Origin of the sequence: Synechococcus sp. W60.1 (assembly GCF_047461575.1) — a bacterium.
Taxonomy (GTDB): domain Bacteria; phylum Cyanobacteriota; class Cyanobacteriia; order Thermostichales; family Thermostichaceae; genus Thermostichus.
The window spans coordinates 1-26,255 of record NZ_JANSHL010000010.1 but is presented as its reverse complement, the minus strand read 5'-3'; the positions used below and the strand labels follow the sequence as shown (position 1 = coordinate 26,255).

Annotated in this window: 19 protein-coding genes; 8 read left to right on the top strand and 11 right to left on the bottom strand. The window is 57.8% G+C overall.

The window, feature by feature from the left end; genetic code table 11:
- Nucleotides 1-441 precede the first annotated feature (441 nt).
- Together psbV2 and psbV are read right to left on the bottom strand one after the other, a co-directional pair.
- On the bottom strand, nucleotides 442-945 hold the full coding sequence (gene psbV2, locus NW805_RS09665; protein ID WP_414380910.1) for a photosystem II cytochrome PsbV2: 504 nt from the start codon (nucleotides 943-945) through the stop codon (nucleotides 442-444).
- Nucleotides 946-971: 26 nt separating this feature from the next.
- Nucleotides 972-1,514 carry a photosystem II cytochrome c-550 gene (gene psbV / locus NW805_RS09660; protein ID WP_414422372.1) on the bottom strand — a complete coding sequence of 181 codons (543 nt, stop codon included), beginning with the start codon at nucleotides 1,512-1,514 and terminating at the stop codon, nucleotides 972-974.
- A 321-nt stretch (nucleotides 1,515-1,835) separates the two neighbouring features.
- On the opposite strand from psbV, the gene NW805_RS09655 reads away from it, so the two are divergent.
- Nucleotides 1,836-2,723 (top strand): hypothetical protein, encoded by an 888-nt coding sequence (locus tag NW805_RS09655; protein WP_414329219.1) that lies wholly within the window; start codon nucleotides 1,836-1,838, stop codon nucleotides 2,721-2,723.
- 1 nt (nucleotide 2,724) lies between these two features.
- Here NW805_RS09655 and NW805_RS09650 read toward each other — a convergent pair whose 3' ends face one another.
- Nucleotides 2,725-4,080, bottom strand: coding sequence for a hypothetical protein (locus tag NW805_RS09650; RefSeq protein ID WP_414329220.1), 1,356 nt, complete (start codon nucleotides 4,078-4,080; stop codon nucleotides 2,725-2,727).
- Between the two features lie 71 nt (nucleotides 4,081-4,151).
- On the bottom strand, nucleotides 4,152-6,029 hold the full coding sequence (locus tag NW805_RS09645; RefSeq protein ID WP_414422371.1) for a M61 family metallopeptidase: 1,878 nt from the start codon (nucleotides 6,027-6,029) through the stop codon (nucleotides 4,152-4,154).
- A gap of 246 nt (nucleotides 6,030-6,275) precedes the next feature.
- Between NW805_RS09645 and ntcA the strand changes: the two genes are divergently transcribed.
- Together ntcA and eno are read left to right on the top strand one after the other, a co-directional pair.
- Complete coding sequence (ntcA, locus tag NW805_RS09640; protein WP_011434093.1) at nucleotides 6,276-6,950, top strand: global nitrogen regulator NtcA; 675 nt, start codon at nucleotides 6,276-6,278, stop codon at nucleotides 6,948-6,950.
- Between the two features lie 238 nt (nucleotides 6,951-7,188).
- A complete protein-coding gene (gene eno, locus NW805_RS09635; RefSeq protein ID WP_011434092.1) occupies nucleotides 7,189-8,472 on the top strand; it encodes a phosphopyruvate hydratase in 1,284 nt (427 codons plus the stop codon).
- On the opposite strand, the gene NW805_RS09630 is transcribed toward eno, so the two are convergent.
- Nucleotides 8,469-10,532, bottom strand: coding sequence for a prolyl oligopeptidase family serine peptidase (locus NW805_RS09630; RefSeq protein ID WP_414422370.1), 2,064 nt, complete (start codon nucleotides 10,530-10,532; stop codon nucleotides 8,469-8,471). The two genes, eno and NW805_RS09630, sit on opposite strands and share 4 nt — an antisense overlap.
- Before the next feature lie 110 nt (nucleotides 10,533-10,642).
- Here NW805_RS09630 and treZ point away from each other — a divergent pair, with 110 nt between their 5' ends.
- The gene (gene treZ, locus NW805_RS09625; protein ID WP_414422369.1) at nucleotides 10,643-12,526 is read left to right on the top strand and encodes a malto-oligosyltrehalose trehalohydrolase; all 1,884 of its coding nucleotides are present in this window, start codon (nucleotides 10,643-10,645) and stop codon (nucleotides 12,524-12,526) included.
- A gap of 62 nt (nucleotides 12,527-12,588) precedes the next feature.
- On the opposite strand, the gene NW805_RS09620 is transcribed toward treZ, so the two are convergent.
- From NW805_RS09620 to NW805_RS09610, 3 genes are all read right to left on the bottom strand, one after another.
- Complete coding sequence (locus NW805_RS09620) at nucleotides 12,589-12,978, bottom strand: hypothetical protein (RefSeq protein ID WP_414422368.1); 390 nt, start codon at nucleotides 12,976-12,978, stop codon at nucleotides 12,589-12,591.
- A gap of 138 nt (nucleotides 12,979-13,116) precedes the next feature.
- Entirely contained in the window at nucleotides 13,117-14,643 is a 1,527-nt protein-coding gene (locus NW805_RS09615) for an NAD(P)/FAD-dependent oxidoreductase (RefSeq protein WP_414422367.1), read from the bottom strand.
- Nucleotides 14,644-14,678: 35 nt separating this feature from the next.
- Nucleotides 14,679-16,001, bottom strand: coding sequence for a four-carbon acid sugar kinase family protein (locus tag NW805_RS09610; RefSeq protein ID WP_414422366.1), 1,323 nt, complete (start codon nucleotides 15,999-16,001; stop codon nucleotides 14,679-14,681).
- Between the two features lie 207 nt (nucleotides 16,002-16,208).
- Here NW805_RS09610 and phoU point away from each other — a divergent pair, with 207 nt between their 5' ends.
- The 3 genes from phoU to clpB all read left to right on the top strand — a co-directional run bounded on the left by phoU (nucleotide 16,209) and on the right by clpB (nucleotide 22,045).
- The gene (phoU, locus tag NW805_RS09605) at nucleotides 16,209-16,850 is read left to right on the top strand and encodes a phosphate signaling complex protein PhoU (protein WP_414422365.1); all 642 of its coding nucleotides are present in this window, start codon (nucleotides 16,209-16,211) and stop codon (nucleotides 16,848-16,850) included.
- Between the two features lie 67 nt (nucleotides 16,851-16,917).
- A complete protein-coding gene (locus NW805_RS09600) occupies nucleotides 16,918-19,203 on the top strand; it encodes a ribonuclease R family protein (RefSeq protein WP_414422364.1) in 2,286 nt (761 codons plus the stop codon).
- 199 nt (nucleotides 19,204-19,402) lie between these two features.
- Complete coding sequence (gene clpB / locus NW805_RS09595; protein WP_414422363.1) at nucleotides 19,403-22,045, top strand: ATP-dependent chaperone ClpB; 2,643 nt, start codon at nucleotides 19,403-19,405, stop codon at nucleotides 22,043-22,045.
- Between the two features lie 15 nt (nucleotides 22,046-22,060).
- Here clpB and NW805_RS09590 read toward each other — a convergent pair whose 3' ends face one another.
- A complete protein-coding gene (locus NW805_RS09590; RefSeq protein ID WP_414331634.1) occupies nucleotides 22,061-22,462 on the bottom strand; it encodes a SaoD/DsrE family protein in 402 nt (133 codons plus the stop codon).
- 124 nt (nucleotides 22,463-22,586) lie between these two features.
- Between NW805_RS09590 and NW805_RS09585 the strand changes: the two genes are divergently transcribed.
- Complete coding sequence (locus NW805_RS09585) at nucleotides 22,587-23,780, top strand: RNA-guided endonuclease InsQ/TnpB family protein (protein WP_414422362.1); 1,194 nt, start codon at nucleotides 22,587-22,589, stop codon at nucleotides 23,778-23,780.
- A gap of 239 nt (nucleotides 23,781-24,019) precedes the next feature.
- Here the strand turns inward: NW805_RS09585 and NW805_RS09580 are convergent, their stop codons facing one another.
- Together NW805_RS09580 and NW805_RS09575 are read right to left on the bottom strand one after the other, a co-directional pair.
- The gene (locus tag NW805_RS09580; protein ID WP_414422361.1) at nucleotides 24,020-25,342 is read right to left on the bottom strand and encodes a dihydroorotase; all 1,323 of its coding nucleotides are present in this window, start codon (nucleotides 25,340-25,342) and stop codon (nucleotides 24,020-24,022) included.
- Between the two features lie 38 nt (nucleotides 25,343-25,380).
- Nucleotides 25,381-25,884, bottom strand: coding sequence for a MarR family winged helix-turn-helix transcriptional regulator (locus tag NW805_RS09575; protein WP_414422360.1), 504 nt, complete (start codon nucleotides 25,882-25,884; stop codon nucleotides 25,381-25,383).
- Nucleotides 25,885-26,255: the final 371 nt, after the last annotated feature.

Sequence of the window (26,255 nt, the reverse complement as noted above, 5' to 3'; positions counted from 1 at the left end):
AACCCTCACCCCTAAACCCTTCTCCCAGAGGGAGAGGGGAGTTCAGGGAAGAGTTTTTAGGGTCATCTTGATTCAAACCAGGACACTGCACCCACACCTAAAACCTTGGTCGCGTCTTCGCGTCAGCGTTGCGGAGCAATAGCGTTGCGGAGCAATAATGCAAGGGATCCAAAAGGTTTTTCTCAGTAGCCCAGGCATCTCACCCCAAGCTGAAACGAGTATACAATTGCCTTCCTTTTTGAGGATTGGTTGGCTATTCGCTCACCCCTGATCTGATCAGTTCTCCTCTGCTTCTCTTGGGCAAAGATGGGTTCGCGCGGCCAGAAGCGCATTGAAAAGCGAAAAGAAGGTGCCCTTACCAAAGAATTGGGTCTAAAGCCCTGCCGTACCGCTATGCAGCTCGCCTTGGCGGGCCTAGCACGGTGGCTTTTGTGCTACACCCTAACCGGCATCGATCAAATCGTTGGATCCCCAGCCAGGGGCAACCTGAGCCGCTCTGAGAATAAAGGCAGCCAGATTTCTCAGGGCTTCGTCGTCCATCCAGGAAGGGGGTACAGGTCGGCATCCATAGCTGGAATCCGAGCCATCGTAGCTGCGGGGATCCCGCTGGTACTCCATCAAGGCTTGAAGGGTATCTCGGGGTGGAGTGGCACCGCGCAAGTCCTTCAAAGAGAGGGAAATGTTGGGAGCCGGCAAAGTGGCACCGCCCACATGACAATTCAAACAGGCGGACTGAAAACGATTTTTGCCGTCCGTGAGCTGCTCTGGGGTAAAGGTGAGGGTATGCCCTGCGGCATCTAGAGGCAATTCCACAGGGCCACTCACCCGCAAATACTGGTTCACGTAAGGATCAATGCGGGCAGCCACCGGACTGGCCAGCCCCAGCCACAACAAAGCTAGGATCCCGACCCAGGCCCAGAGGCGAGACGGGATCCGCCATCTCATAGGCAACTTCTGATCCAGATGCGGCATTAGAGATAGGCTGATAGGTCGCTGTGGCTTTCGTTCTTGGTACCACCCCAGCCGGGAACGGTCTTGGCCTGCACCAGAATGTAGCCCGCAATCAGCTTCAGATCCTCGTCGGTGAGGTTGCGCAGACGTGGATACTCACTGGTGAGCTGGGTGTTGGGGTGATACTCCAACAGAGACTCCACCCCGTCATAGGTGACTGGATTCTTGATGTAATCCACAATCGCCAGCACATTATCCCGTGGGGGAGTTGCCCCCTCCAGATCCGAAAGCTTCAAGCTCACATCCGGGTTGGGATAGGTCTGGCCGCCCACATGGCACTGGGCGCATGCGGTGTTGAATAGCTTCTTCCCTTTGGCCAACTGGGCTTCGGTAAAGGTAATAGACTCAGTTGGCGACAGAGCCACTGCAGGAATATCCCTAGCTGCAAACACTGGAGCCAGACCCCAGCCAAACCCAGCCATCAACGCAGCCAACAGCAGGACAAGCAACCGACGACGCGCTGGCGCAAACACCTTCTGAACAGAAAAAGCTTTGCTAAACATGGTTCTCCGTAGATCAGTCTAGAAAGAGGAGAGGTGAGCTCCACTCCAGCCACAAACCCGACAACAGGATCAAGAATAGACCATTAAGAGATCATTTGCAGATGGGATCCGGGATAGTTTCCCAATGGTTCCATTTGCCTTTGGTGTTAAGTTTGATTACGGAGCTATGGCCTGTTGGGAGTCTGTTGGCCGAGAGCTGACTTGGCCACAGCCCAGTCGAGAGAACTGAGCAGGTAATGAGCAGGTAATATAGAGCTTGGCTTGCTTGCCCGGCAACCTCAGAGCAGGAGAATACGGCAGACTCCGTTCCAGGTTTTCCCCATGTCCTCTATCCGATTCCAGCCGTTGCGGGTGGCTTTCACCTGTGCGGATCCCAGTCAAGTGCAAATGCCCGTTGCCGATTTGCTGGCGGCCTTGCCGGCCTCACCGCTTCTGACCTACACAGACCCGGAAGCAGCGGACTTGCGGGTAGAGCTGTTGCCCGATGCCACTTATCACTTTTACCGGCGGGGGGAAGAGGTGGCTCTGGCGGCCTTCCGGATCCCGGTGAAGAAGCTACTGGCCCTGCCTCGCAAGCTGGTGCGGCTGTTGGAGCACGTGGCTGCTTTTGGTAATCTTTTGAACCTGCAACCTGCCAGCGATGCGCTGAGCAGCATCTTGGAAGTGGAATTTCTCCAACTGGAAACCCCGGCCAGCAGCTCTGCCCCTGCCGAAGTGAGCCCCCTGCCGCGGGATCCCCAAGGGAAAGTGCAAATCCAGGCAGGCCGCAACCTCGCCATCGCCTTGCGCAATAAGGCCCTCACCCCAGTGCATGTCTATGTAACAGTCTTTGACGAACGGCAGTGCAGCGTCGGCTTGGTCTATCCCTACCAGCCGGACTTTCCTACTCGCCTGCGCCCCAGCGAAAGCGTATTAGTTGGCTCTGGCCCTCGCTATCTGCTCCAGATGCAACTGCCCGAAGACACAGAAACGGCGGTGGATCGCTTCAAAATCTGGGTCACCAGTACCGGCATGCAGCCGGGCATTATGGCAATGCCCCCTCTAGGACAAAGGCTGGAGCCCCCCTCTGACGATCCCTATGGCTCCGGATCCCGTCTGGATAGAGAAGTCAGGCTGGCCATTCTGGGCAAGGCGGGCAGCACGCCCATGCCAGCTTTTGCGGAGGATCCCTGGTGGTGTATGGAACAAGCTGTCAAAATTGTGGCTTAAGCTAATGCTCTCGGGTGCCTTTCAGACTTCTCGAAGGTGACTTTATTAAGATCCTCTCAAATGTAGCCTCAACCTCATCAACACTGATGACTGACAGATGATAGCGAGAGGATAGATCGGTTTTTGCATCTTGACTAACGTCGGTCAAAACTATGATGGCTTGGTTTCTCTGAAGACCAAGGTCAGAAGCAATCTTGGAGTACTTTTTTACTTTATCTCGGTACTTATACTTACCTGTCTTCGACTCTACCCAGTAAAGTTGATCATTAACGTAGAAGAGAAGATCCATCTCAAAATCATCTCTGTTTGACAAAGTAACTTCAACATTTGCTACGTAAGGAAAATCAATCTTTCCAGTTTGCCTTTTAGCAAGGCAAATCAACCTATTCCTAACGTATCTCTCCAGCCAGTTTCCTGAGAGAAAATTCAGTGCTTGTTTAGATCTGCTGGCTCTTGCTTCTAGCAGACACTTGGGCGCTTCGGAGTATCTATACTCTTCCAAAAATGCGATCTTGTGTAGCTCTGTGGCAAGCTGGCGAGTTGTGTCAATTACTTGTTGAGGTTCGTCTCTAAGGTCTATTGAGAAAGAGTTTCCGCTGTTCATACTTGACTTAATCATTCTATAGAATCTTTTGATCAAAGAGTACTGACTACCCATAAGGTCAGCTATTTGATCTAGCTCCTTCTCTTTTTCCTCCATATCTATGCTTCTCTTTTTGATTTTGATCTTTATGTTTTTCGAGTTTAAGAACGACTCTATCTTTGATATATCAACAGTAGCTGTCCCATCCTTGTCTCTTAGTACTTCGTCTGGTGTCTCAGGATCTGGTGCTTTACCAATGACCTGAGTAACCTGCTCATTCTGGGAGTCCTGATTTGCAGTTGGGCATATCTCGGATCCATGAGAACTTTGAATAGTAACCCGTAGTTGCCGATAAATATCTTTGGCCTCTTCCACTAGATTTTCCAGAATGGCTAGCTGATTGTTCAGTTGCTGGCCATGTTCGGCCAACTTTACAGATATAGCTTGTAGAAGGTCTCTGCTCCAGTCCTGTAGCAAGCTTTGCTGGCTGTCAGCAAGGCGAAATTTAAACTCTTCAAGGGTAGCTTGGACGGCCTGTAACTTTTCCTGTAACTTTTGAGAAATCTTGTCTACCAATCCTTCGCTCAACTTGATGAGTGCTTTGTCCGGGTTGTTGAGTTCTTGGCTGCGTTGGCTTAGCTGCGAAGATATATCTCTGATAATCTCTCGTTTCCAGATTTCCAGTTTAGGACTGGCCCCATACTGGCGAGCAACGTAAATGCCTACCGAGAAACCAACAGCTGCCCCAATCAATAAAACCAAAACTAAGTCCATCAGATACTCCTGTCCTCTGCTGCTGTTACTTTTCTTTCCAGTTAACTGGATTACCTGCTTGCCTCAACATGCTAGGAGGAGATAGGTGAATTTTCAAGCAGATGGGGACCTGCCTCTGACCGAAGCTGGGCGCCGACAAGGGATCCCAGCCAGCCTTGCTGAAGAGCTTCTTGAGCAGGAGTCAGTTCAGGCAACACCTCCAACGTGTAGACATCGGGCCGAGGGGGATCCAACGAGATCCAGAAATGTTTCAACTGATCGGCTTGAAAAACGCTCAAACAAATGATCTGGTGGGGCTGATAGGCTGTCAAGCGTTCTGTCAGGTTGGCAGCGCTCACCCTGAACCCATCCAGGGCCACCAGCTCATCGCCGGCCCAGATGCCTGCTTTTTGCGCCGGGGATCCCATCTCCACTGTGCTGATGCGATTGCCCTCGCCGTTGAAATTAAGGCCCAAGTAAGGGCTGGGGTTGGGGCGGCTGAATTGGGCTTTGAGGGTGAGGCCAAAAGGGTGTAGGTAAGTGTTGTAGTCTAGCTCTTCCGTGCCTTCCACATAGGCGGAGAAAAACCGGCCAAGATCGGCACCGGCTGCCCGCTCAAACGCCTCCCGCAAGTCTTGGTCGCTGTAGCCCTTCTCTGACCGACCAAAGCGCTGCCACAGATCCTGCAAAGCCGTATCCAGGGATCCCTGACCGCCGGAAAGGTGGCGAATGTGCAGATCCAGCAGCCAACAGACCAAAGCCCCTTTTAAGTAATAAGAAACCTGGCTGTTGAGGGTGTTTTCGTGGGGGCGGTAGAGTTTGATCCAGGTGTCGAAGCTGGATTCCCGCAGCGATTGCACGGCCCGGCCCGGAGTACGCTGCAAGCGACCAATCTGTTCGGAAAGAACTTTTAAAAAATCGCCGGCACTGAGGATCCCTGCCCTCAATAAGATGACGTTTTCGTAATAGCTGGTCGCCCCCTCACAAAACCACAGACATTCCAGATAATTTTCCTGGTTGTAGTCGATCTTTTCCAATGCCAGAGGACGCAGGCGCTTGACATTCCAGGCATGAAACAACTCGTGGGCCAGCAAAGACAAAAAGCGCCGATAGGACTCCGGCTGATGCAGCTCCAGCCCAGAGTAAAGAAGGGTGGTGCTGTACTTGTGCTCAAGGCCACCAAATCCTCCCGGCGACAAATGCACAATGAACCAGTAGCGGTCGTAGGGTAGCCCACCGAAAAACGCGGCTGTGGTTTCGACAATGGCCTTGGCATCGGCAACGGCCCGATCGACATCCAGAGTGCCCGACCCCCAAACCACAAGGTAATGCGGGATCCCTTCCACCTCAAACGATTGCATCCGATGCAGGCCCACCTCCACCGGGCTATCCACCAGCTCGTCATAGTCCTCTGCCACAAAAGACTGGCCGGAAGTGGGATCCTCAGAAGGAGAGGTCAAGGGCCGCAAACTGGTGGCGATGTGCCAATCCGGCTTGGGGGGGATCACCGTCAAAGTGTAGGGTTCCCGCTCGCGACCGGGCACGTAGAGGAAGAGCGCTGCCCCGTTGAAATAGGCGTGGGTCAAATCCAGATGGTTCGTGCGCACCGTCAGCTCATAGGCATAGACCCGGTAGCACACCTTCACGGCGGAACAGCCCGGCGGATCGATTTGCCAGGTATTCTTATCCACCTTCCGCCAGGCCAAAGGGATCCCCTGCTCAGTTGCCGCCTGAAACTCCTGCACATGACGGGCATACTCCCGCACCAAGTAGGATCCCGGCGTCCACACCGGCAGTCGCAGCCGCAAAGGCACCTCTGGATCCACCTCTTGGATCTGCAGTTCCACCTCCAGCAGGTGATTGGCCGGATCCGGCATCCGCACTGTGAAATGCTGGCGGCTCAGTTGAGAAGGTGCAGCAACGATAACCTCTGGGATCCCCATAGAACCCACCCTACCCTCTACTGCCAAGGGCTGGCGCAGCCCCCAGCGGCAATGGCTCCTATCCTAACCTCTGCCTTTGGCTGGAGAGCAGCAACGAGACTTAAAAATGTAGCGCGTGCTACAAAGATGCCTGGGCAGAACCTTCTACTTTAGGGTAAATCTTGGTATCCTCGTAGATTCTGAAGTCAATGGGTTGCAACCTAGCCTAATGCTTCTAGATTGATCCTAGTAGGTTGATCTTAGGTATAAACTGACCTTAAAAGGTTGATGAGTATGGCGGTGGCCGTAGCGGAAAAATCTCTGATCACAGCCTTCAAGCAATTGGGAGGCCCTCACCATCCTCCGGTTATCGAAACGTTCGAGCGCGGGAAGACCATTTTTTTTCCAGGGGATCCGGCGGAGCGGGTTTACTTTTTGGTAAAGGGAGCCGTTAAGCTCTCGCGGGTCTACGAAATGGGAGAGGAAATCACCGTTGCCCTCCTGCGCGAAAACAGCATCTTCGGCGTGCTCTCCTTTATCACGGGACAGCGCTCCGACCGCTTTTATCACTCGGTGGCTTTTACACCTACCGAGTTACTCTCTCTACCGATCGAGCAGGTGGAGAAATCCCTACAGGAGAACGCCGAACTGGCCATGTTGCTGGTTAAAAGCCTGTCGTCTCGTATCTTGCAAACGGAGATGATGATCGAGACGCTGGCTCATCGCGACATGGGATCCCGTCTGGTCAGCTTTTTGTTGATTCTCTGTCGCGATTTCGGGGTGCCTGGCCCAGATGGGGTCACCATCGATCTCAAGCTGTCTCACCAGGCCATTGCCGAGGCCATTGGCTCAACCCGCGTCACCATCACCCGCCTGTTGGGAGAGCTGCGCAAGAAGAAGTACATCTCCATTCACAAGAAGAAGATCACCGTACACGACCCGATGCGGCTGAGCCATCGCTTTGCCTAGAAGGAAGAGGAGAACACTTCCTGAGTAGCACCCTGCCTAGGCAAACCCCGCTCGACGGCTGGTTGAAGCTCTGGCCGGCCTATGTTCAATCTACTGCTGCAGCCTTGAAGAATCTCTGTGCCCGAAGGACAGACTTAAAGTTTTCTGGAAGCTGACCGGATCCCGGGCAAGAATCTACTAGTCTATGGGGGGATCTGGCTTTGGCCAGAGCTATCTAGCCAATTGCTGAGGTGTAACTGTGGAAACAGCCATCGAGTGGATTACCGCCCATGAGATCCTCGACTCGCGAGGGCGTCCCACCCTAGAAGCCCTGGTGGGTCTAGCCAATGGGGCAACGGGCTTGGCGCAGGTTCCCAGCGGTGCCTCGACCGGTACCTTCGAGGCCCATGAGCTGCGGGACGGGGATCCCAAACGCTACGGCGGTAAGGGTGTGCTGAGGGCGGTGGAAAACATCCTTGGCCCCATCCAGTCGGAGCTGCAGGGAGAAGATGCCCTCAACCAAGCCCGTATTGACCAGTTGCTGATCGACCTGGACGGCACCCCCAACAAGTCCCGCCTGGGGGCCAACGCTATTTTGGCAGTTTCTCTGGCGACAGCCAAAGCGGCTGCGGAAGCAGTGGGCTTGCCTCTTTACAAATACCTGGGGGGGCCCTTTGCCAACCTGCTGCCGGTGCCGCTGATGAACGTGCTCAACGGCGGCGCCCACGCCGACAACAACGTCGATATTCAAGAATTTATGCTTGTGCCCATTGGAGCGGCCAGCTTTCGCGAGGCGCTGCGCTACGGGGCTGAGGTGTTTGCGGTACTAAAACAAGTGCTGCAGCAGAAGGGGCTGTCCACCGGTGTGGGGGATGAAGGGGGGTTTGCTCCTGATCTCGACTCCAATGCGGCGGCTTTGGATCTGCTGATGACGGCTATTGAACAGGCAGGCTACAAACCGGGAGCAGATATCGCCTTGGCCTTGGATGTGGCCGCCAACGAGCTGCTGCAGGATGGGCAATATCACTTTGAGGGCAAAGCCCACAGCGCGGCTGATATGGTGGCTTACTACCAGCAACTGCTGGCCAACTATCCCATCCTTTCCATTGAAGATGGGCTAGCGGAAGAAGACTGGGCCGGTTGGCAAGCCATGACCGCTCAACTGGGATCCCGGGTACAGCTGGTGGGAGATGACCTGTTTGTAACCAACCTGACCCGCCTGCAAAAGGGTATCGACAGCGCCGCCGCCAACGCCATTTTGATCAAGCCCAACCAAATCGGCACCCTGACGGAGACCGTCTCGGCCATCCAATTGGCAGTTCAAGCCGGCTTTCGCACCATCATCAGCCACCGCTCTGGCGAGACGGAAGACACCACCATTGCCGACTTGGCGGTGGCCACCCGTGCCGGGCAGATCAAAACCGGATCCCTCTGCCGCAGCGAGCGCATTGCCAAGTACAACCAACTGCTGCGCATCGAAGACGAGCTGGGGGAAGCGGCAGTTTATGCCGGTCGGGTGGGCCTGGGTCCTAGAGCTCGCTAACTTCCCGTTCCGTCCCAGGGGATCCCTAGCACCTGCACCAAAAAGGCCCAGCGGTCGGCAGCTTCCTCAATCAGCTTGCTGGTGGGCTTGCCGGCCCCGTGCCCTGCCTTGGTGTCGATGCGGATGAGGATGGGCTGGGATCCCCCCTGGGCTGCCTGCAGGGCAGCGGCAAACTTGAAGCTGTGGGCGGGCACCACCCGGTCGTCGTGATCTGCGGTGGTGATCAGGGTGGCGGGATAGGCAGTGCCGGGCTTGAGGTTGTGCAGAGGGGAATAGGCGTAGAGGGCCTTGAATTCCTCCGGGTTCTCCGGGGATCCGTACTCGGAGATCCAGGCCCAGCCGATGGTGAACTTGGGAAAGCGCAGCATGTCGAACACCCCCACTGCCGGCAGGGCCGCTGCAAACAGCTCCGGCCTCTGAACCAGGCAGGCCCCCACCAGCAGGCCGCCGTTGCTGCCGCCGGAGATGGCCAACTTGGCGGGGTTGGTGTAGCCATGGGCTATCAGCCACTCGGCAGCGGCAATAAAGTCGTCGAACACCTTTTGCTTGTTGAGCTTGGTGCCCGCCTGGTGCCACTCTTCTCCGTACTCGCCGCCGCCGCGCAAATTGGGCTGGGCGTAAACCCCTCCCATTTCCAGCCAGGCCACCAGACCCACTGAAAAGCTGGGGGTAAGAGAGATGCCAAAGCCACCGTAGCCATACAGCAGGGTGGGGTGATCCCCTGTCCGAGTCAGGCCACGGCGGTGGACGAGAAACATGGGGATGCGGGTGCCATCTTTGCTGGTGTAAGACACCTGCTGCACCTCGTAGGCCTGGGGATCGAAATCCACCTGGGGCTGACGGAACAGGGTGCTGGTGCCGCTGGTGAAATCGTAGCGGTAGATGGTGGGTGGGGTAGTGAAGCTGGTAAAGGTGTAGAAGGTCTCGGTGTCGTAGCGCTTGCCGCCAAAGCCGCTGGCAGATCCCAGCCCGGGCAGCGGAATTTCCCCCAGGTAGCTACCGTCTAAAGCAAAGGTCTTGATCTGGGTGTGGGCGTCTTTGAGGTAGAAGGCCACAAACTGATTGTTGATCAAGCTAACCCCCTGGAGGGTCTCCTCCGCCTCGGGGATCACCTCCTGCACCTGGTCGGGCTGCTCCAAGTCAATCGCCACCAGTCGCCGCCGAGGAGCTTGGCAGTCCGTCAACAGCCAAAAGCGGGATCCGTCGTTGCCCACGAAGCTGTATTCGGCCTCAAACTCGCGGATGAGCTCTACTACAGGAGACTGGGGATCCCGCAAGTCTTTGTAGAAGATGAGGTTTTTGGGATCCGTACCCCGCCAGACGGAGATGATCAAGTAATCACCATCTTCCGTAACCCCGCCGGCAAACCCCCATTCCTTTTGGTCGGGGCGGTGATAGACCAAGGTATCTTGCGACTGGGGAGTGCCCAGGCGGTGGTAGTAGAGCTTTTGAAAGTAGTTGACGCTTTCGTATTCGCTGCCGGGGGCCGGTTCGTCGTAGCGGCTGTAGAAAAATCCTTGCCCATCCAGCGTCCAGCTCGCCCCGGAAAACTTGACCCAGCGGAGGTGATCCGGCAAATCCTCGCCGGTTTCGATGTCCCGCACCTTCCATTCTTGCCAGTCGGAGCCGGAGCGGGAGAGACCATAGGCCAGATACCGCCCATCACGGCTGATGGCAATGCCCGATAGAGCCACCGTACCGTCTTCGGAGAAGGTGTTGGGATCCAGCAAAACCCACGCCTGGCCCTCTAGACTTTCTTGGGTGTAGAGAACGCTCTGGTTTTGCAGGCCGTCGTTTTTGAAGTAGAAGTAGCGGCCCCCTTCTTTGAAGGGCTGGCTGTATTTTTCATAGTTCCAGAGCTGGGTCAGGCGTTCTCGGATCCGCTGCCGGGCTGGGATCTGCTGCAAGTAGTTAAAGGTAAGGTGGTTTTGCGCCTCAATCCAGGCCCGCGTCTGCTCCGAATCTAGATCCTCTAGCCAGCGGTAGGGATCCGGCACCGGCTGCCCGTGGTAGATGTCCACAACAGTGGGATCGGGATAGCTGGGGGGATAGTTGAGCATAAGACCTAATCGCTGGAGACCCATTCCACTATGGCAGAGGGAGGAGCCGAGAACCCACTCTGAGGACTCTTGGGATCAAGCCCCGCTATAGTAGAAGCCGGGTTTTCCGGGTGAGTTTCGTGCCACACCTTTTCTCCACTCCCTTGCAACACGCAGAGATCGGGCGAATTGGGGCCTATCCCCTGGGCCAAGGTCGCTATCGTTTTTCCGTATGGGCGCCTCTGCTTGAACGGGTGGAGCTGAAGCTGCTCAGCCCTGTCCAACGTTGCTTTACTCTAGTGCGGGATGAGCAGGGCTATTGGCAGGGGGAGGTGGACGGGATCCCACCTGGGCCAGTGGACTACCTCTACCGCCTGCACACCTCAGCAGGGGTAGTGGAGCGGCCGGATCCCGCTTCCCGCTGCCAGCCCTACGGCGTCCACGGCCCTTCGCGGGTGGTGGATCCCCACTTCGACTGGCAGGATCAAGGGTGGAAGGGGATCCCGCTGTCTCAGTGGATCCTCTACGAGCTGCATGTAGGCACCTTTACCCTCGAGGGCACCTTTGCTGCTCTGATCCCTCGCCTGCCGGAGTTGGTGGAGTTGGGGGTAAACGTGCTGGAGCTGATGCCGGTGGCCCAGTTTCCAGGAGAGCGCAACTGGGGCTACGACGGTGTTTATCCCTACGCGGTGCAGACCGCCTATGGGGGAGCTGAAGATCTGAAAGCCCTGGTGAACGCCTGCCACCAACTGGGTTTGGCCGTCATCTTGGATGTGGTCTACAACCACCTGGGGCCGGAGGGGAACTACCTGCGGGATTTTGGCCCCTACTTCACCGACAAGTACCACACCCCTTGGGGGGATGCCCTCAACTTCGACGACCGCTATTCTGACGGCGTGCGAGAGTTTTTCCTACAAAACGCCGAGTACTGGCTGGAGGAGTTTCATCTCGATGGGCTGCGGCTGGACGCGGTGCATGCCATCTACGACTTCAGCGCCTACCCCTTCTTGCAGGAATTGGCAGAGCAGGTGGATGCCCTAGAAGCTCGCACTGGCCGGCCCAGGGTTCTCATTGCCGAAAGCGACCTCAACGATGTCCGCCTCATCACCCCCCGAGAGCAAGGGGGCTACGGGCTAGATGCCCAGTGGTGCGATGACTTCCACCACTCACTTCACACCCTGCTTACCGGGGAAAAGACAGGCTACTACCAGGACTTTGGCGAATTGGAGCACCTGGCCAAGGCTTACCGGGAGAGCTACGTTTATTCTGGCCAGTACTCCTGCTACCGCGCCAGGCGTCACGGCAACTCCGCTGTTGGGCGACCGGGATCCCAATTTGTTGTCTGCATTCAAAACCACGACCAGGTGGGCAACCGCAGGCTGGGAGAGCGCCTTAGCCAGCTCACCTCTTTCGAGGGCCTCAAGTTGGCTGCCGCTGCCCTGCTGTTGGCCCCCATGCTGCCGCTGCTGTTTATGGGGGAAGAATACGGGGAGGTGGCCCCCTTTCTGTATTTTGTCAGCCACGGGGATCCCGACCTGGTGGAAGCGGTACGACAGGGACGCCGCCGCGAGTTCAGCGCCTTTGCCTGGCAGGGAGAGCCGCCGGATCCCCAAGCTGAGGAGACTTTCCTGCGCTCCAAGCTCAATTGGGACTTGAAAAAAGCCGGTCACCACCAGGTTCTCTGGAAGTGGTACCAGGCCCTGATCCGGCTGCGCAAAACCCAGCCGGCCCTCCAGCATCTGGAGCGGGATGGAGTGGAAGTGGAGCTCTTTTCCAACTCTGGCCTAGCTCTGCACCGCCGCCACGGATCCCAGTCTTTGCTTGCCCTTTTCAATTTCAGCCCCGATCAGCCAGTCACCTATACCCAATGGCCCAGCGGCACCTGGGAAAAACTTTTGGACAGCCATGAGACCCAGTGGTTGGGAAAGGGATCCCAACTGCCGGCAGAAAGCCAAGGGGATCCGGTTGAGGTACTGGGCTATGGGGTGGGCCTCTATGGTGCTTTGCACCGCTAACGCAGATGGCTGCGGCCAGAAGGGAAATCTCGACCGCTCCAGACCTGGCAAACGGAAACGGTCTAGCCGATCTTCGCGCCGCGGAAATAGAGGGAGTCAGGCAAGGGCCTGCGGGCGAGGCTGGGATTTCGGGAAGGTTTGCTCACCGGTTGGCCGCGATAGGTCAGCTTGGGCTTGGCAGGGTTGTCCGTAGGAGCAGCCTCTGGTTGGGACTGCACGGGTACGCCCGGCGACAGTTGAGCCCACACTTCCGCGTGATTCTCAAACTGCACCACAATGCTAAGAAATCCCCTTTCAATGTCGGCGCGACAGGCAGATATCGCGTCTTGGGCGCGTTTGTACACTTGCCGAAGGGCGTAGAAGTGATTCTGAAACTTGATCACCTCCACCAAACCCTGAGGAGTCGAAGCCCAGAAGCCACTGTCTGCATCGCTGTAGTCGAGAATAACCATGGCTAACTCCTACACTGACGAGTGGATGGATAAAGAATTCCCAACTCTTCCACTATGGATATCAAACGTCGTGAAACGTAATGGTGAGCTTGATCACATTGATCACATTGAATCACAATTGACAATGTTTCGATATCACTATGGAAATAACTTGTAATCTTGACCGCAGCCGTAGCGCCAAGCCTCGCGGCGCCGCTTCCAGAAGTAGTCCTGGGGGTTGGTTTCCGGCTCCGGGCGATCTGTTAGCCTTTGCAGCAGCTCGTAGAGGCCAAGGGCGCCAAAGTGGCCCGCCCATGCCACCAGCTCCGGCAACCCCAACCGAGGCAAAAGTCTGGCTACCAAGCTGGGATCCCGACGCGTCACCCCCCACAGGGCCTGGGCCAAGCCGCCAAACTGCACCACATCCTGCAAAAAGGGCTGCACCACCTGAGGGCCAGCGGCAACCATGGCCGCAAACACCCTGCTCAACAGGCGGTTAATGCTATTGGGATCCCAACTTTTGTTCTGCAGAGGGGGAATCATGGCCTTCTGAAATAGCCAGGTCACGGCCAAGTTGGGCTGGTAGGGTTGCAGCAGGGCCAGGGCTGTCTGGTTCAACTGCCGTTGCGCCAGGGCCTCGTGGATCCCCTGCTGTAGGCGATCCAGGTGGCGCAACATGGCGCCAAAGCCGCCAAAGCTTAGAGGCGACTGGCTGCCACTGCTATCCCCCACCGCCAATAGGCGATCCCAGGGCAGTTGCAGCGGGCTGCGGCGGTAGGCGGGGAAAACGCCACATAGCTTGCGCACCCAGCGGATCTGGGCCAGCTCCACCCCCTGGTAGGCTGGCAGCAGCCGGCAGTAATCCCGCCAGAGCTGCTCTAGACTAGGCCGCCGGGGATCCCGGTCGCAGTAGGTAAAAAGATAGATGGTGCGCCCATCGCGGGCAGGGAAAGCTTCCCAAAAGGGCTGGTAGCCGTTCTGGGCTGGGGTAAAGCTGTAGAAGAGATCTCCCGTGGGTTGGTCGGGCAGCCCCTGGGCACAGGATCCCACCACCAGACAGACGCTATCTGGCGGCTGCCCTTGGCGAGCCTGGGCCGCGATGGGCGAGCGGTGCCCCATGGCATCCACCAGCAGTTGAGCACGGATCTGTCCCTTGGTGGTCTGGAGGCAGATCCCATCGGGGTGAACGGTGGCACTTTGAAAGGCAGTCTGCTCCCACACTTGGCCCCCCCAGGCCAGGAAATGCTGCTTGAGGAACTCCAGGAGGCTGACTGGATCCACGCCCACATTCAGCACTCCCTCCACCCACCAGTGGGGGCCCTCCCCAAAGCCAATCCGCCCCCTCGGGTAGTGGGTAACCTGGACTGCCTCCCACTCGGGCGGGGTAAGCAGCTCCAGCTCTAACAACACCTGCAGCTCCTGGTGTGAGGTGTTCCACTCCTGCTCCCGACCCCGCAGGATCCCGCGCTCCAGCAGGATCACCCGCCAGCCCCGCTTGGCCAAAGCCGCTGCCAAGAAGATCCCCAGGGTGCCACCGGCAATGACAACATCCACCTCCCAGCTGCCCAAGCTCTGGGAAGCCTGCTGCACGACTGTCGGCGGTAACTCCCTCCGCCTCTGCCGCAGGGATCCCCACCAGGCATCCGAGGCGGGCAAGTCTTCCGGCGGGGGGACGAATTCAGCCATCGGCAGGAGGAACCCACAAGACCATCCTCTTCACCCTAAATCAAGCCTCGACTTTTGAGGCGACAGTGGAGCAAAAGCAGCGTATCCGCCTCGCCGACATTGCCCGGAAACAACACCACCGGCAGGTTGGGAAAGCGGGGATGATCGGACGGGGTGATCACCATCGAGATCCCAGGGTAGACTTGCCCCAGCAGACGCACCGCCGGCAAGTTGAGGCCAACGCTGAGGGTGTCGTTGGAGGTGATGCCGCCCTTGCTGATGAGATAGCCGATCCCTTCTGGCAGCCCCTGCACCACACCCATCAACAACCGGGAAACCTTCTGTCCAAAAGCTAGGCGCATTTCTACGGCGTCCTTTTCGAACGTCAGTTCCTCTCGGCTGGTGTAGACCACCGGCGTCAGACCCTGCTCATAGGCGCTGTGAACTTGGGCCAGGATCCCTGGCAGCAGCTCCGCGTCGGGATCCAATAGTCGCCTCACCTCCACCTCGATGCCTTGGGTTTCAGGCTCCTGCAGAAGGCGGGCCAACTGCTGGCTGGACTTTTGCACGTGGGATCCCACGATCACCACCCCCGGTTGAGAGGAGCGAACAAACTGCCCCATCTGTTCCGGGGGAACGGGTTGTGGCGGCAACTGGGCCAGAGCCGTCAGGAGGCTGGCGGCACTGCGAAACAAAAAGCGTTTGCCTTGAGAGGCTGCCGCCAAAACATCTTGGGCAAACCGATCCAGATCCGCTTGAGTTTCTCCATCCACTACACAGCAGATATTCCCCTGCAAGGCCAGCAGCCGCGGCAAACAGCCAGAGCGAATCTGCTCCAGGGTAAATCGCTCCACTTGGTCAGCCCGGATCCGCCCCTGTGTTTTCTCCTGTACATAAGCGGGCAAATAGCTGTGGTGGTAGGCAAACACCGAGTCGCGGGCAAACTCCGTCTCATGCACCGGGATCCAGCGCTCCCCCACCCGTAGGTAGTGGACACTGTTGCGGGTGATGCGCCCTCCCTCAAAAAAGGCCGGCACCAGAAAATGGGCATCAAAAGGCCCCAGCTCTGCTGCCATCACATCCGTTTCCAGGGGGTAATGCCCCCGCAGCGTCGAGTCGGAGCGGCTAACAAAAAGGGCCCGCTCCCACCCCAGCTCCCCCATGGCCTGCTTGAGGGCCCGGCAGACCGACCGCGTCACCTCTTCGGCCTTGGCCGGCGGCAGGGATCGGGTGTTGGTGAGGATAAAGCGAATTGGCGAGCTATCCTGCAACCCCAGCTTCAAAGTCTGCGGATCCCAGCGGGTGAGGAGCAAGCAACTGTGAACGGTTTGGGATCCGGTGGGATCATCGTCCAACACAATGATGGGGGGAAGAGCCATGAGACCGTCTCAATGACAAAGCAACCCGAGAACTCCAGAGGACGAATCCCCCTCAGAGGGCAACCGCTGTTCTCATCTTCGCCTAAGTTGGCCGTCTTCTCTGCCCCTATTCCAGGCGAAGTTTGCCATGATTGAGATCAACTGGCTCTGTTGAATCCAAAACGACTGCAGACATTTCCCCCCTGCCCACATTCATGGGAGAAAGCCATGGGGCAAGCCGAGCTGCAACTTCACATCAAACGGGTACAGCAGGACGTGCTGCGCATGGGGGCGCTGGTGGAAAAGTCGGTGGTCTTGGCCCAGCAGGCCCTGTTTGAACAGAACTTGGCCGCCGCCGAACAGGTGATTGCCCAAGACAAGCAAATTGACCGTTTTTATCGTCAAATCGAGAAAGACTGTATTAATTTGATTGCCTTGCGCTCCCCGGTGGCGCGGGATCTGCGCTGGATCAGTACCCTGATGCAACTGGTACGCGATCTGGAGCGGATTGGCGACTACGCCAAAGATTTGGCCGAAGTGGCCCTGCGCTTGGTCATGTACCCGCCGCCGCCGGAGCTGGGCCGCATTCGCGTGATGATGCAGCGCTGCCAGAAAATGCTCAGCCACAGCCTGGTGGCCCTGACGGAATTGGATGCTGACCTGGGCCGACAACTGAAGCGGGAAGACGACGCCGTTGATGAAGATTACACTAACCTTTACAATACGTTGGCGCAGCAGTCGGACATCAGAGGATCGATCGAGCCTATCCTGTTGATGTTGCTGGCGATCCGTTACCTAGAACGTCTGGCCGACCACAGCACCAACATCGGTCAGCGGGTTGCCTTCATTGTCACCGGCCAGCGTGACTAATGCCAATGGGTTGGGTCTTGCGATGTCTTAACCCCTCTTCTTCTCTCCTCTTTTGCCAATACCCAAAATGGACTTCTCTCGAATTTTTCAGCATTTTCTCTCTCAGCCTCCCGATCAATTGACCGACAAAGATACTCTTCTTGCTCTCTTGCAGTCCGCCGATCCAGAAGCGCCGGAAATGCTGGAGATTGCCCTCGATGGCCTGGTGCGGGCCGGGTTTCTGGAACGACTAGGGGATCCCCCTCGCTATCGGCGCAAGCCGGACGAATCTTTGGTGGTGGGGCGTTTGCGCTGTTCCAGCAAAGGCTTCTGCTTCGCCATTCGGGACGAGCCGGGGGTAGAGGATGTGTACATCCACGGCAGCAACCTCAGCGGCGCTTGGAATGGGGATCAGGTGTTGGCACGGGTCACCAAAGATGGCAACCGTCGCCGCAGTCCAGAAGGAGAGGTGGTGGCCGTCATGGAGCGGGCCAATTCCGCTCTGGTGGGTCGCCTCAAACAGACGGAACAGGGTTTTCGGGTTGTGCCCTTGGACGACCGGCTGCTGTTCGAGCTGGCCCTGACGGAGGGATCCCCTGTCGAGCTGGCGGAAGGTCGGGTGGCCTATGTGGAGGTGAATCGCTACCCGCTGGGGGATCTGCCCCCAACCGGAACCATTCGCAAAATTTTGGGCGACGGCCCAGAGGCCTCCATCGATGCAGATTTGGTCTGTTGCAAGTACGACCTACCGCAGGAGTTTCCCGCTCCAGTGTTGGAGGCAGCAGCAGCTCTGCCCAAAAAGCTCAGCCGCTCTGACCAAAAGGGCCGCCGCGATCTGCGCGATTGGTTTTGCATCACTCTGGAGCCTTTGGATCTGCAGCATCCCCACGGCTTGGAACCCAACGTGGCTGTTTCCTTGCAGCGGCAAGAGAATGACCACTGGCTGCTGGGGATCCACATTGCCGACGTAGCCCACTGGCTGGATCCCGACCACCCCTTGGAGCAAGAGGCTCAGCAGCGGACGGCCACCGTCTACCTCGATACGATGGTGCTGCCTCTCTTTCCGCCGGAGGTGCACAACCGCCTGGCTCTGTTGCCACAGCAGGAGCGCTTGGCCTATTCACTGCTAGTGACCCTCGACCCAGAAGGGGTGGTACAAAACTTCGAGATTTACCCCAGCCTGGTGCAATCGCGGGCTCACCTGTCCTATGGTCAGGTGCAGGCTCTTTTGGCCACCACCGCCGACTTGGGCCCCGACGAAGAAGTGCCGGAGTTGATGGCCCTGCTGCAAAACCTGCTGCGCCTTAGCCAGATCCTACGGGCCAAACGTCACCAGGCGGGGGGATTTGACCTGCCCCTGTTGGATTTGCTCACTCCCCACTCTGCCGATGAAAGCGGCTACGGCCCCCTCTTGATCAGCGATCGCCTCGGCGCCCATGCCCTGATGACGGAAATTCTCCTGCTGGCCAACCAAATCCTGGGCCACCATTTGCGCCAGTTGGGGATCCCTTCTTTGGCCCGCGTGCAGCCTGCCCCTGCCGCCGAGGCCCTGCAGAGCTTTTTGCGCCTGGCCAATGCCATGAAGCTGGATCTGAATTTGCAAGATCCCGCTGTCGTAACTCTGGCGGACTGGCAGCGGATTTGTGCCCGCATCACCGCTCCCGATGTGTTGGCCTCTGGCGCGAGCCCGGCCTTGGTGGCGCAGATGCTGGCCACCTTGCCCCCGGTCGAGTATCGTCTCCAGCCTCTGGAAGAGCAACTCGGCCATTTTGGGTTGGGCCTCAAAGAACCCTACGCCACCTTTACGGCCCCCTTGCGCCGCTATGCCGACTTGCTCAATTTGCGTGCCCTGCACCTGGCCCTGAGCAAAGGACGCGAGCGCCGCAGCTCTCGCTCCAAAACCGTGGTGGATCTGCACGGCCCCAGCGGCTACGGCCAAATCGACTGGCAGGTGTTGCCGCCCAAGGTGCAGGAGGAATGGCAGGCGTTTCTCCAGGCGCAACTGCCCAAAATTCAGGAGGGGTACCGGATCCGGCAGCAGGCGGAGCGGGAGCTGATGGGCCTGAAGCGCTCTGAGTTCATGCAAAAGCACCTGGGAGAGGTGTTCCCCGGCCTGATCATCGGCGTCCAGAACTACGGCTTTTTTGTCCAGGTGGATCCCATCTTGGCGGAAGGCTTGGTGCGGGTCAGCACCCTGAAAAACGATTGGTACGAGTACCGCAGCCGTCAGCAGGCGCTGGTGGGACGCAAGAGTCGGCGCCAGTTTCGCCTGGGGGATCGGGTGGAGGTGCAGATTAAGAACGTGGATTACTACCGCCAACAAATTGACCTGGCGGTAATCGGGGAAGGCCGTCCCTACGAAGAAGAAGAATAAGGCGGGGATCCCTCCATGGATCGCAGCTGGAGAGGACGGTTGTTGCGAACTCTGGCTCTGGCAAAATAGGCGATACCTAGATCAGGAAGATCCTACCGGAGCTTCCGGCACCCAGCTCTACTGCCCCGAAAGAGTCCAGGGTGCTCCCTGTGTCTGTATTGCCTTCCTATACTGAGTAGCAAAGCTCTGCCGAACTCCTATGCAGCCCACCAATCCCAACCAATTTACCGAAAAAGCTTGGAGCGCCATTGTCCAATCCCAAGATGTGGCCCGGCGGCACCAGCAGCAACAGTTGGAAACCGAGCATTTGCTGATCTCCCTTCTGGATCAAGAAGGGGGGCTCACCCAAACCCTCTTGCAACGGGCGGGTATCGATCCAAAGCTGGTGCGGGATAAAGTGGAAAGCTTCATCAACCAGCAGCCCAAGTTGGCGCGGGTGGATCAGCTCTACTTGGGTCGCGGCCTGGAAACCACCCTGGATCGGGCCGAGGAGTTTCGCAAAGAGTACGGCGATGATTTCATCTCGGTGGAGCACTTGTTTTTGGGATCCCTGCAAGATGAGCGGGTGGGCAAGCGGGTCTTGGCACCCCTGGGCCTGACGGTAGAGCGCCTCAAACCGGTCATCAAAGAGGTGCGAGGCAAACAGCGGGTCACCGACAAAAACCCCGAATCCCGCTACGAAGCCCTGGAGCGCTATGGCCGCGATCTCACCCAGGCGGCCCGCGAAGGGAAGCTGGACCCGGTGATCGGGCGAGATGACGAGATCCGCCGCGTTATTCAGGTGCTCTCCCGCCGCACCAAAAACAACCCCGTCCTCATCGGCGAGCCCGGCGTGGGGAAAACCGCCATTGTGGAAGGGCTGGCCCAGCGCATCAACCGAGGCGATGTGCCGGAATCCCTGAAGAACCGGCGGGTGATCTCCCTGGATATGGGCGCCATGATCGCCGGAGCCAAATATCGGGGGGAATTTGAAGATCGCCTGAAGGCCGTGCTCAAAGAGGTCACCGAATCCGAAGGCCAGATCATCCTCTTCATCGACGAGTTGCACACCGTTGTCGGCGCCGGGGCCGGCGAAGGGGCCATGGATGCCGGCAACTTGCTCAAACCCATGCTGGCGCGGGGCGAGTTGCGCTGTATCGGCGCCACCACCCTGGATGAATACCGCAAGCACATCGAAAAAGATGCGGCCCTAGAACGCCGCTTTCAGCCGGTGTACGTGGATCAGCCTTCGGTGGAAGATACCATCTCCATCCTGCGCGGCCTCAAAGAGCGCTACGAGCTGCACCATGGGGTCAAAATCAGCGACTCCGCCTTGGTGGCGGCAGCGGTGCTCTCCAACCGCTACATCTCCGAGCGCTTCCTGCCCGACAAAGCCATCGACCTGGTGGACGAGGCGGCGGCCAAGCTGAAGATGGAGATCACCTCCAAGCCCGTCGAGCTGGACGAGATCGACCGGCGCATCATGCAACTGCAGATGGAGGAGCTCTCCCTGAAAAAAGAAGATGATGCTGCCTCTAGAGATCGCCTCAGCAAAATTGAGCAGGAGCTGGCCAACCTGACGGAGCGACAACGGGAGTTGAATGCTCGCTGGCAATTTGAAAAAGAGGCTATCGAACGCCTGCAAAGCCTTAAAGCCGAGCGGGACGCCGTCAAGCTTCAAATCGAACAGGCTGAACAAAAATATGACCTCAACCGCGCTGCCGAGCTCAAGTACGGCAGGCTGATGGAATTGGAGCGGCAAATCCAAGAGCAGGAGGCTCACCTGGCCAAGCTGCAGACCAACGGCGAGCCGCTGCTGCGGGAGCAAGTGACTCCTGAAGATATCGCTGAGATCGTCTCCCGCTGGACCGGGATCCCAGTCACCAGCCTGATGGAGTCGGAAAAGCAGAAGCTGCTGCGCCTGGAAGCCCATTTGCACCAGCGGGTGGTGGGCCAAGACGAGGCGGTAGCCGCCGTAGCGGCAGCCATTCGGCGCGCCCGGGCCGGCATGAAGGATCCCAATCGCCCCATCGGCTCTTTCCTGTTCATGGGGCCCACTGGCGTGGGGAAAACCGAGCTGGCCCGTGCTTTGGCGGAGTTCCTCTTCGACACTTCCGAGGCGATGGTGCGCATCGACATGTCCGAGTACATGGAGAAGCACTCGGTCTCTCGTCTAATCGGAGCTCCTCCAGGCTACGTGGGCTACGAGGAAGGGGGGCAACTCTCAGAAGCGGTGCGGCGACGCCCCTACTCGGTGGTGTTGTTTGACGAGGTGGAAAAAGCCCACCCTGATGTCTTCAACATCCTCTTGCAGGTGCTGGACGATGGCCGCATTACCGACTCCCAGGGGCGGACGGTGGACTTCAAAAACACCATCATCATCATGACCAGCAACATCGGCAGCGACCTCATCCTGGAAATTGGGGCCGATGAAAGCCGCTACGAGGAGATGAAAACTCAGGTGCTGGCCATGCTGCGGCACCACTTCCGACCGGAGTTCCTCAACCGGGTGGACGAGCTGATCATCTTCCATGCCCTCACCAAAGAGCAAATTCGCCAGATTGTCGGCCTGCAAATGCAGCGGGTGGAAAAGCTGCTGGCAGATCAGCAAATCGAGATCCTGCTCACCGAAGAAGCCAAGGACTACCTGGCAGAGGTGGGCTACGACCCAGTGTTCGGGGCCCGTCCCCTGAAGCGGGTGATCCAGCGGGAGATCGAAAATCCCATTGCCACCAAGCTGCTGGAAAACGAGTTCCTACCCGGCGACCGCATTTTGGTGGATGTAGCCAACGAGCGGTTGATCTTCCGCAAGATCGGCTCTCAGCCCAGCCAAGAGCCGCCGGCGGCTGTGGCCGTCAGCTAAGTCGGGGTCCTTCCGTCAAAGCGTAATCACTTGGTCAGGTGGGTTGTCCTTCAAGGCCTCGTAGAGGTCAGGGAAACAGCCCACCTGCACTCCTTTGACGACGTTTTTGGGAACGCACCGAGCTGGCTCTCTGCGCCCGCGTCCTTGAGCGTCGCACCAGCGGGGTTCCCCTTCGGCTAGGTTGCGCTCCAGAGCGCACATGTCACACATCATCAGCAGGATGTTTTGCTCTTGGGCAACTTTGGCCAAGCGCTCGCCAATGGGATCCCCCTGCCGCAAAACAAAGCAGTTGTCGTCGAAAAAGAACATGCCCACCACCTGCGCTCCATGCACCCCTGCTTCTAGCTGGGGCAGGATCATCTGGCCCAACTTATAGGTGCCGCAGCGAGGGTGAGTGAACACGTAGGCAACTTTCATGAGGCCCCCTTGCCGTTTTCAATTTTGATTATCAGTAATTATCATTTTCAGCTAGAAATCGCAGGAGCCCCGCACTGTACCCGTAGGGTCAGTGCCGGGAGGAATGCGAGGTTACAATAGAACCATGACCCAAGTCCTGACCGTCTCCTGCAAGCTCAAGGTGTCCCAGTCGCAAGCCGCCAAATTGGACGCGACAATGGATGCCTTTGTGCAGGCGTTGAACTGGGTCAACCAAAACACACCAGAAAAAGTAGTCAACGCAGTCAAACTCCAATCCCTTTGCTATTACCAGATTCGCGCTCGGTTTGGCTTGTCCAGTAATCTGGCCCAGCAGGTCTGCAGACGGGTGGCAGGCGCTCGCAAAGTGGCGAGACAGCGCAACCGTCCAGTTAAAGAGTTCAAGCGTAGGTTCGTTACCTACGATGCACGTATCTTCTCGTTTCGCGAGAAAGACTGGACAGTGTCGCTTGCCACGGTTGATGGAAGAGAACGCTTTGAGCTAGCCATTGGCAACTACCAGAGGGGAATGCTGGCTGGCTCTAACCCCAAATCGGCCACCCTAGTCCAGCGGAAGGACGGCTCCTACTCCATCCAGATTTGTGTCGAGGCAGAGCCCCCCAAGCAACAGAACACCGACAAGGTGATTGGTGTTGACCTGGGACGGCGAGACATTGCACATACCTCCGAAGGAGACAACTGGAATGGACAGCAGCTGAACAAAGTCCGAGATCACTACTGTCGGTTAAGAGCGTCTCTTCAGCGCAAGGCCAGTAAGGGCACCCGCAGTTCGCGGCGCAGATGCAGAGAACTGTTGCAACGGCTGTCTGGCAAGGAGAGACGCTTTCAAACGTGGGTCAATCATCGCATCTCCAAAGCTATTGTCTCTAGGGCAAAAGCTACCAACAGCGCTATCGCCCTGGAAGACCTGACAGGGATCCGGGAAAGGGTCAATCAACAGCCACGCAGCAAAGCCGAGCGGCGTAGGACCAACAGTTGGGCGTTCTACCAACTACGTCAGTTTCTGGAGTACAAGGCGAGGGTTGCAGGGGTTTCTCTGATTCTTGTGCCGCCCGCCTACACGTCGCAGACCTGCCACAAGTGTTTGCATATCCATCCCGATCCTGCGCAATCCTACCGCAGTGGCAAGTCGTTCAAGTGTGGGCACTGTGGATGGGAAGGGGATGCGGATTTGAATGGTGCGAATGTGATTGCGCTCTTGGGGGCTGTCGTAAACCAGCCTAGAGGTTCGGGCCTGTTTTGTTCTCTGGTAGAGCAGAGCAGGCTCAGGGCTACTGAAAGCCCGCTCCGTACCGCTTAGCGGTCGGAGCCGGGTAGTTTACAGTAACACGAGTTTCTGGGCCAGAGTTGCCGGACCCAGCAGGCCGAGGTGTGTGGTGATCGGCAAACCAGCCTGAGACCGTTCCTGATGCTTTTGCGCCATCCCGCCCTCAGGCCTGGCTTCTCTCCCACAAAGGGAGAGGGAAGCTAGGATAGGCTACTGCGCCACTTCTGTCCTGCTGCTATCGGAAGCCCTTGCGGGATAGCAGGGATCCCTGGCTAGCGCTGAAACTGAAGAGCCTTTCCCCGCACCGAGGGATCCACCTGGCCGTTTTGAAAGGCAATCTGTCCGCCCACGATCGTGACTAGGGGCCAGCCCACCAATTCCCAGCCCTCGAAGGGACTCCAGCCGCATTTGGTCAGCAGCTCTTCCCGCCGCACCGGTTTGGGTGTGTGGCGATCCACCAGCACCAGGTCGGCGTCGTAGCCCACCTGCAGCCGCCCTTTGTTGGGGATCCGGTAGAGGCGGGCCGGCGCCTCACACATCCACTGCACCACCTGCGCCAGCGTGCAGCGGCCCTGCTGCGCTGCAGTCAGCATCAGGGGCAAGGCCGTCTCTACTCCCGGCATACCCGAGGGGGAGTGGGGGTAGGGCTGAGCCTTTTCTTCCAGAGTATGGGGGGCATGGTCAGTGGCAATGCAATCCAGGATCCCGTCCTGCAGCCCCTGCCACAGTTGCTCCGAATTGGGGGGATCCCGCAGGGGGGGGTTCATCTGGGCCAGGGATCCCAGCCGGGCGTAATCGGCGGTGCTGAGCAGCAGGTGCTGAGGGGTCACTTCTGCCGTCACCCAGGCCGGCTTGTGCTGGCGCAGCAGTTCCACCTCTAGGCCGGTGGAGAGGTGCAAAATGTGCAGCCGATGGCGGTAGCGGGTGGCCAAGTCCAAAGCCCGCCGTGAGGCGATCAGGGCCGATTCCTCGTCCTGAATTTGCGAGTGAACGGCTACATCTGTGCATCCGGCAAACAGGGCCTTACGGGCTTTGATGCGAGACAGATCTTCAGCATGGACGGCAATTAAGAAGTTGGGATCCGTTTCCCCGAAAATCCGCTCCAGCGCCGCCTGATCATCCACTAACAGGGGCCCATGCATGGATCCCATGAAGATTTTGATGCCACAGGCTCCCTGCACCGTTTGCAACTCTTCTAAGTTATCGGCAGTGGCCCCGATGAAAAAGCCGTAATTGACCACACACTTGCTGCCTGCACGGGCCAACTTGTCATCCAGCGTCGCTTGGTCAATCGTCAGCGGGTCGGTGTTGGGCATCTCCAAAAAGCTGGTCACCCCGCCCCGGGCACAGGCCCAGGATCCCGTCTGCAGGTCTTCTTTGTGCTCTCGGCCCGGCTCGCGGAAGTGAACTTGCGGATCGATCACCCCCGGCATCAAGGTATGGCCCTCGGCGTCGATGACCTTGGCCACCCCTTCTGGCGAGAGGTTTTGGCCGATTTGGGCAATGCGCCCCTCCCGCACCAGCACATCCCCCCGCCAGGGATCCCCTTCCGGCACCAGCAGCTCAGCATTTCGGATCAGCAAATCTCCAGACAAAGCTCCGCCCTCCCCCAAAGGCGCTCTCAAGATAAAGACTATTGACTTGGCTCCGCCAGCACAGCCGCATCTGGATCCACTGACAGATGGGCGATCAGCCGATCCACCAACCGCGAGAGGGTTGCCTGTTCTTCTGGGCTGAGACAGCCGTAGGTTTGCTCCCGCAACTGCCAAATCAGAGGGGGTAAAACGTCTTTCAGCTCCTCCCCTGCAGGTGTGAGGTAGACCCGCCAAATCCGCCGATCCTCAGGATCTCGCTGCCGCCGGATCAGCTCCCGTTTTTCCATGCCATCCAACACCCCGGTCATGGTGCCCCCCAACTGCTGCAAGCGCTCACAAATAGTGGAAGTAGGGATCCCGTCTTCTTCCCAAAGGCAGCAGAGCACCACCCAATGGGAGATGGTCAGGCCAAAAGGCTCCAAATGAGACTGCAACTTCCGCCGCACCAATTGAGACAACAGCCGAATGCGGTAGCCCAGGGAGTTGGGGGCGAGAATGTCATGCCACCGTTCCAGGAAAGCCTGCTTTTCCGATTGAACCATCTCCCCGGTTTCCATCGGCGGCCTGGAATGCTCGGAATCTAAATCGCCCTATTTTATCTTTTACTGAGGAGAAGGAGAGAAGGAGCTTACGGTTTGCCGAGAAGGTTGTGTGATCTGCAGTACGGCCTAGCCCTTGCACAGCCAACAGACGATCTGCGGCCATTACAGTTGCAAAAGATATCCATAAAGATATCCATCAGGCCATACAACATTTTTTGGCTACCCATCAGCTAGAAATTGCAGGAGCCCCGCACTGTACCCGTAGGGTCGGTGTCGGGAGGAATGCTATAATAATACTGCGGACACCAGAAACGGTTGTTTAAGGCACTGGTAACGGTCGATTGGGGGTGCTGTAAACCACCCCAGAGGCT

What these genes read in the sequence shown, in the direction of transcription:
- psbV2 (WP_414380910.1), bottom strand. Translation starts at nt 945, where the DNA reads ATGAGATGGCGGATCCCGTCTCGCCTCTGGGCCTGGGTCGGGATCCTA.
- psbV (WP_414422372.1), bottom strand. Translation starts at nt 1,514, where the DNA reads ATGTTTAGCAAAGCTTTTTCTGTTCAGAAGGTGTTTGCGCCAGCGCGT.
- NW805_RS09655 (WP_414329219.1), top strand. Translation starts at nt 1,836, where the DNA reads ATGTCCTCTATCCGATTCCAGCCGTTGCGGGTGGCTTTCACCTGTGCG.
- NW805_RS09650 (WP_414329220.1), bottom strand. Translation starts at nt 4,080, where the DNA reads ATGGACTTAGTTTTGGTTTTATTGATTGGGGCAGCTGTTGGTTTCTCG.
- ntcA (WP_011434093.1), top strand. Translation starts at nt 6,276, where the DNA reads ATGGCGGTGGCCGTAGCGGAAAAATCTCTGATCACAGCCTTCAAGCAA.
- NW805_RS09630 (WP_414422370.1), bottom strand. Translation starts at nt 10,532, where the DNA reads ATGCTCAACTATCCCCCCAGCTATCCCGATCCCACTGTTGTGGACATC.
- NW805_RS09620 (WP_414422368.1), bottom strand. Translation starts at nt 12,978, where the DNA reads ATGGTTATTCTCGACTACAGCGATGCAGACAGTGGCTTCTGGGCTTCG.
- NW805_RS09615 (WP_414422367.1), bottom strand. Translation starts at nt 14,643, where the DNA reads ATGGCTGAATTCGTCCCCCCGCCGGAAGACTTGCCCGCCTCGGATGCC.
- NW805_RS09610 (WP_414422366.1), bottom strand. Translation starts at nt 16,001, where the DNA reads ATGGCTCTTCCCCCCATCATTGTGTTGGACGATGATCCCACCGGATCC.
- phoU (WP_414422365.1), top strand. Translation starts at nt 16,209, where the DNA reads ATGGGGCAAGCCGAGCTGCAACTTCACATCAAACGGGTACAGCAGGAC.
- NW805_RS09600 (WP_414422364.1), top strand. Translation starts at nt 16,918, where the DNA reads ATGGACTTCTCTCGAATTTTTCAGCATTTTCTCTCTCAGCCTCCCGAT.
- clpB (WP_414422363.1), top strand. Translation starts at nt 19,403, where the DNA reads ATGCAGCCCACCAATCCCAACCAATTTACCGAAAAAGCTTGGAGCGCC.
- NW805_RS09590 (WP_414331634.1), bottom strand. Translation starts at nt 22,462, where the DNA reads ATGAAAGTTGCCTACGTGTTCACTCACCCTCGCTGCGGCACCTATAAG.
- NW805_RS09585 (WP_414422362.1), top strand. Translation starts at nt 22,587, where the DNA reads ATGACCCAAGTCCTGACCGTCTCCTGCAAGCTCAAGGTGTCCCAGTCG.
- NW805_RS09575 (WP_414422360.1), bottom strand. Translation starts at nt 25,884, where the DNA reads ATGGTTCAATCGGAAAAGCAGGCTTTCCTGGAACGGTGGCATGACATT.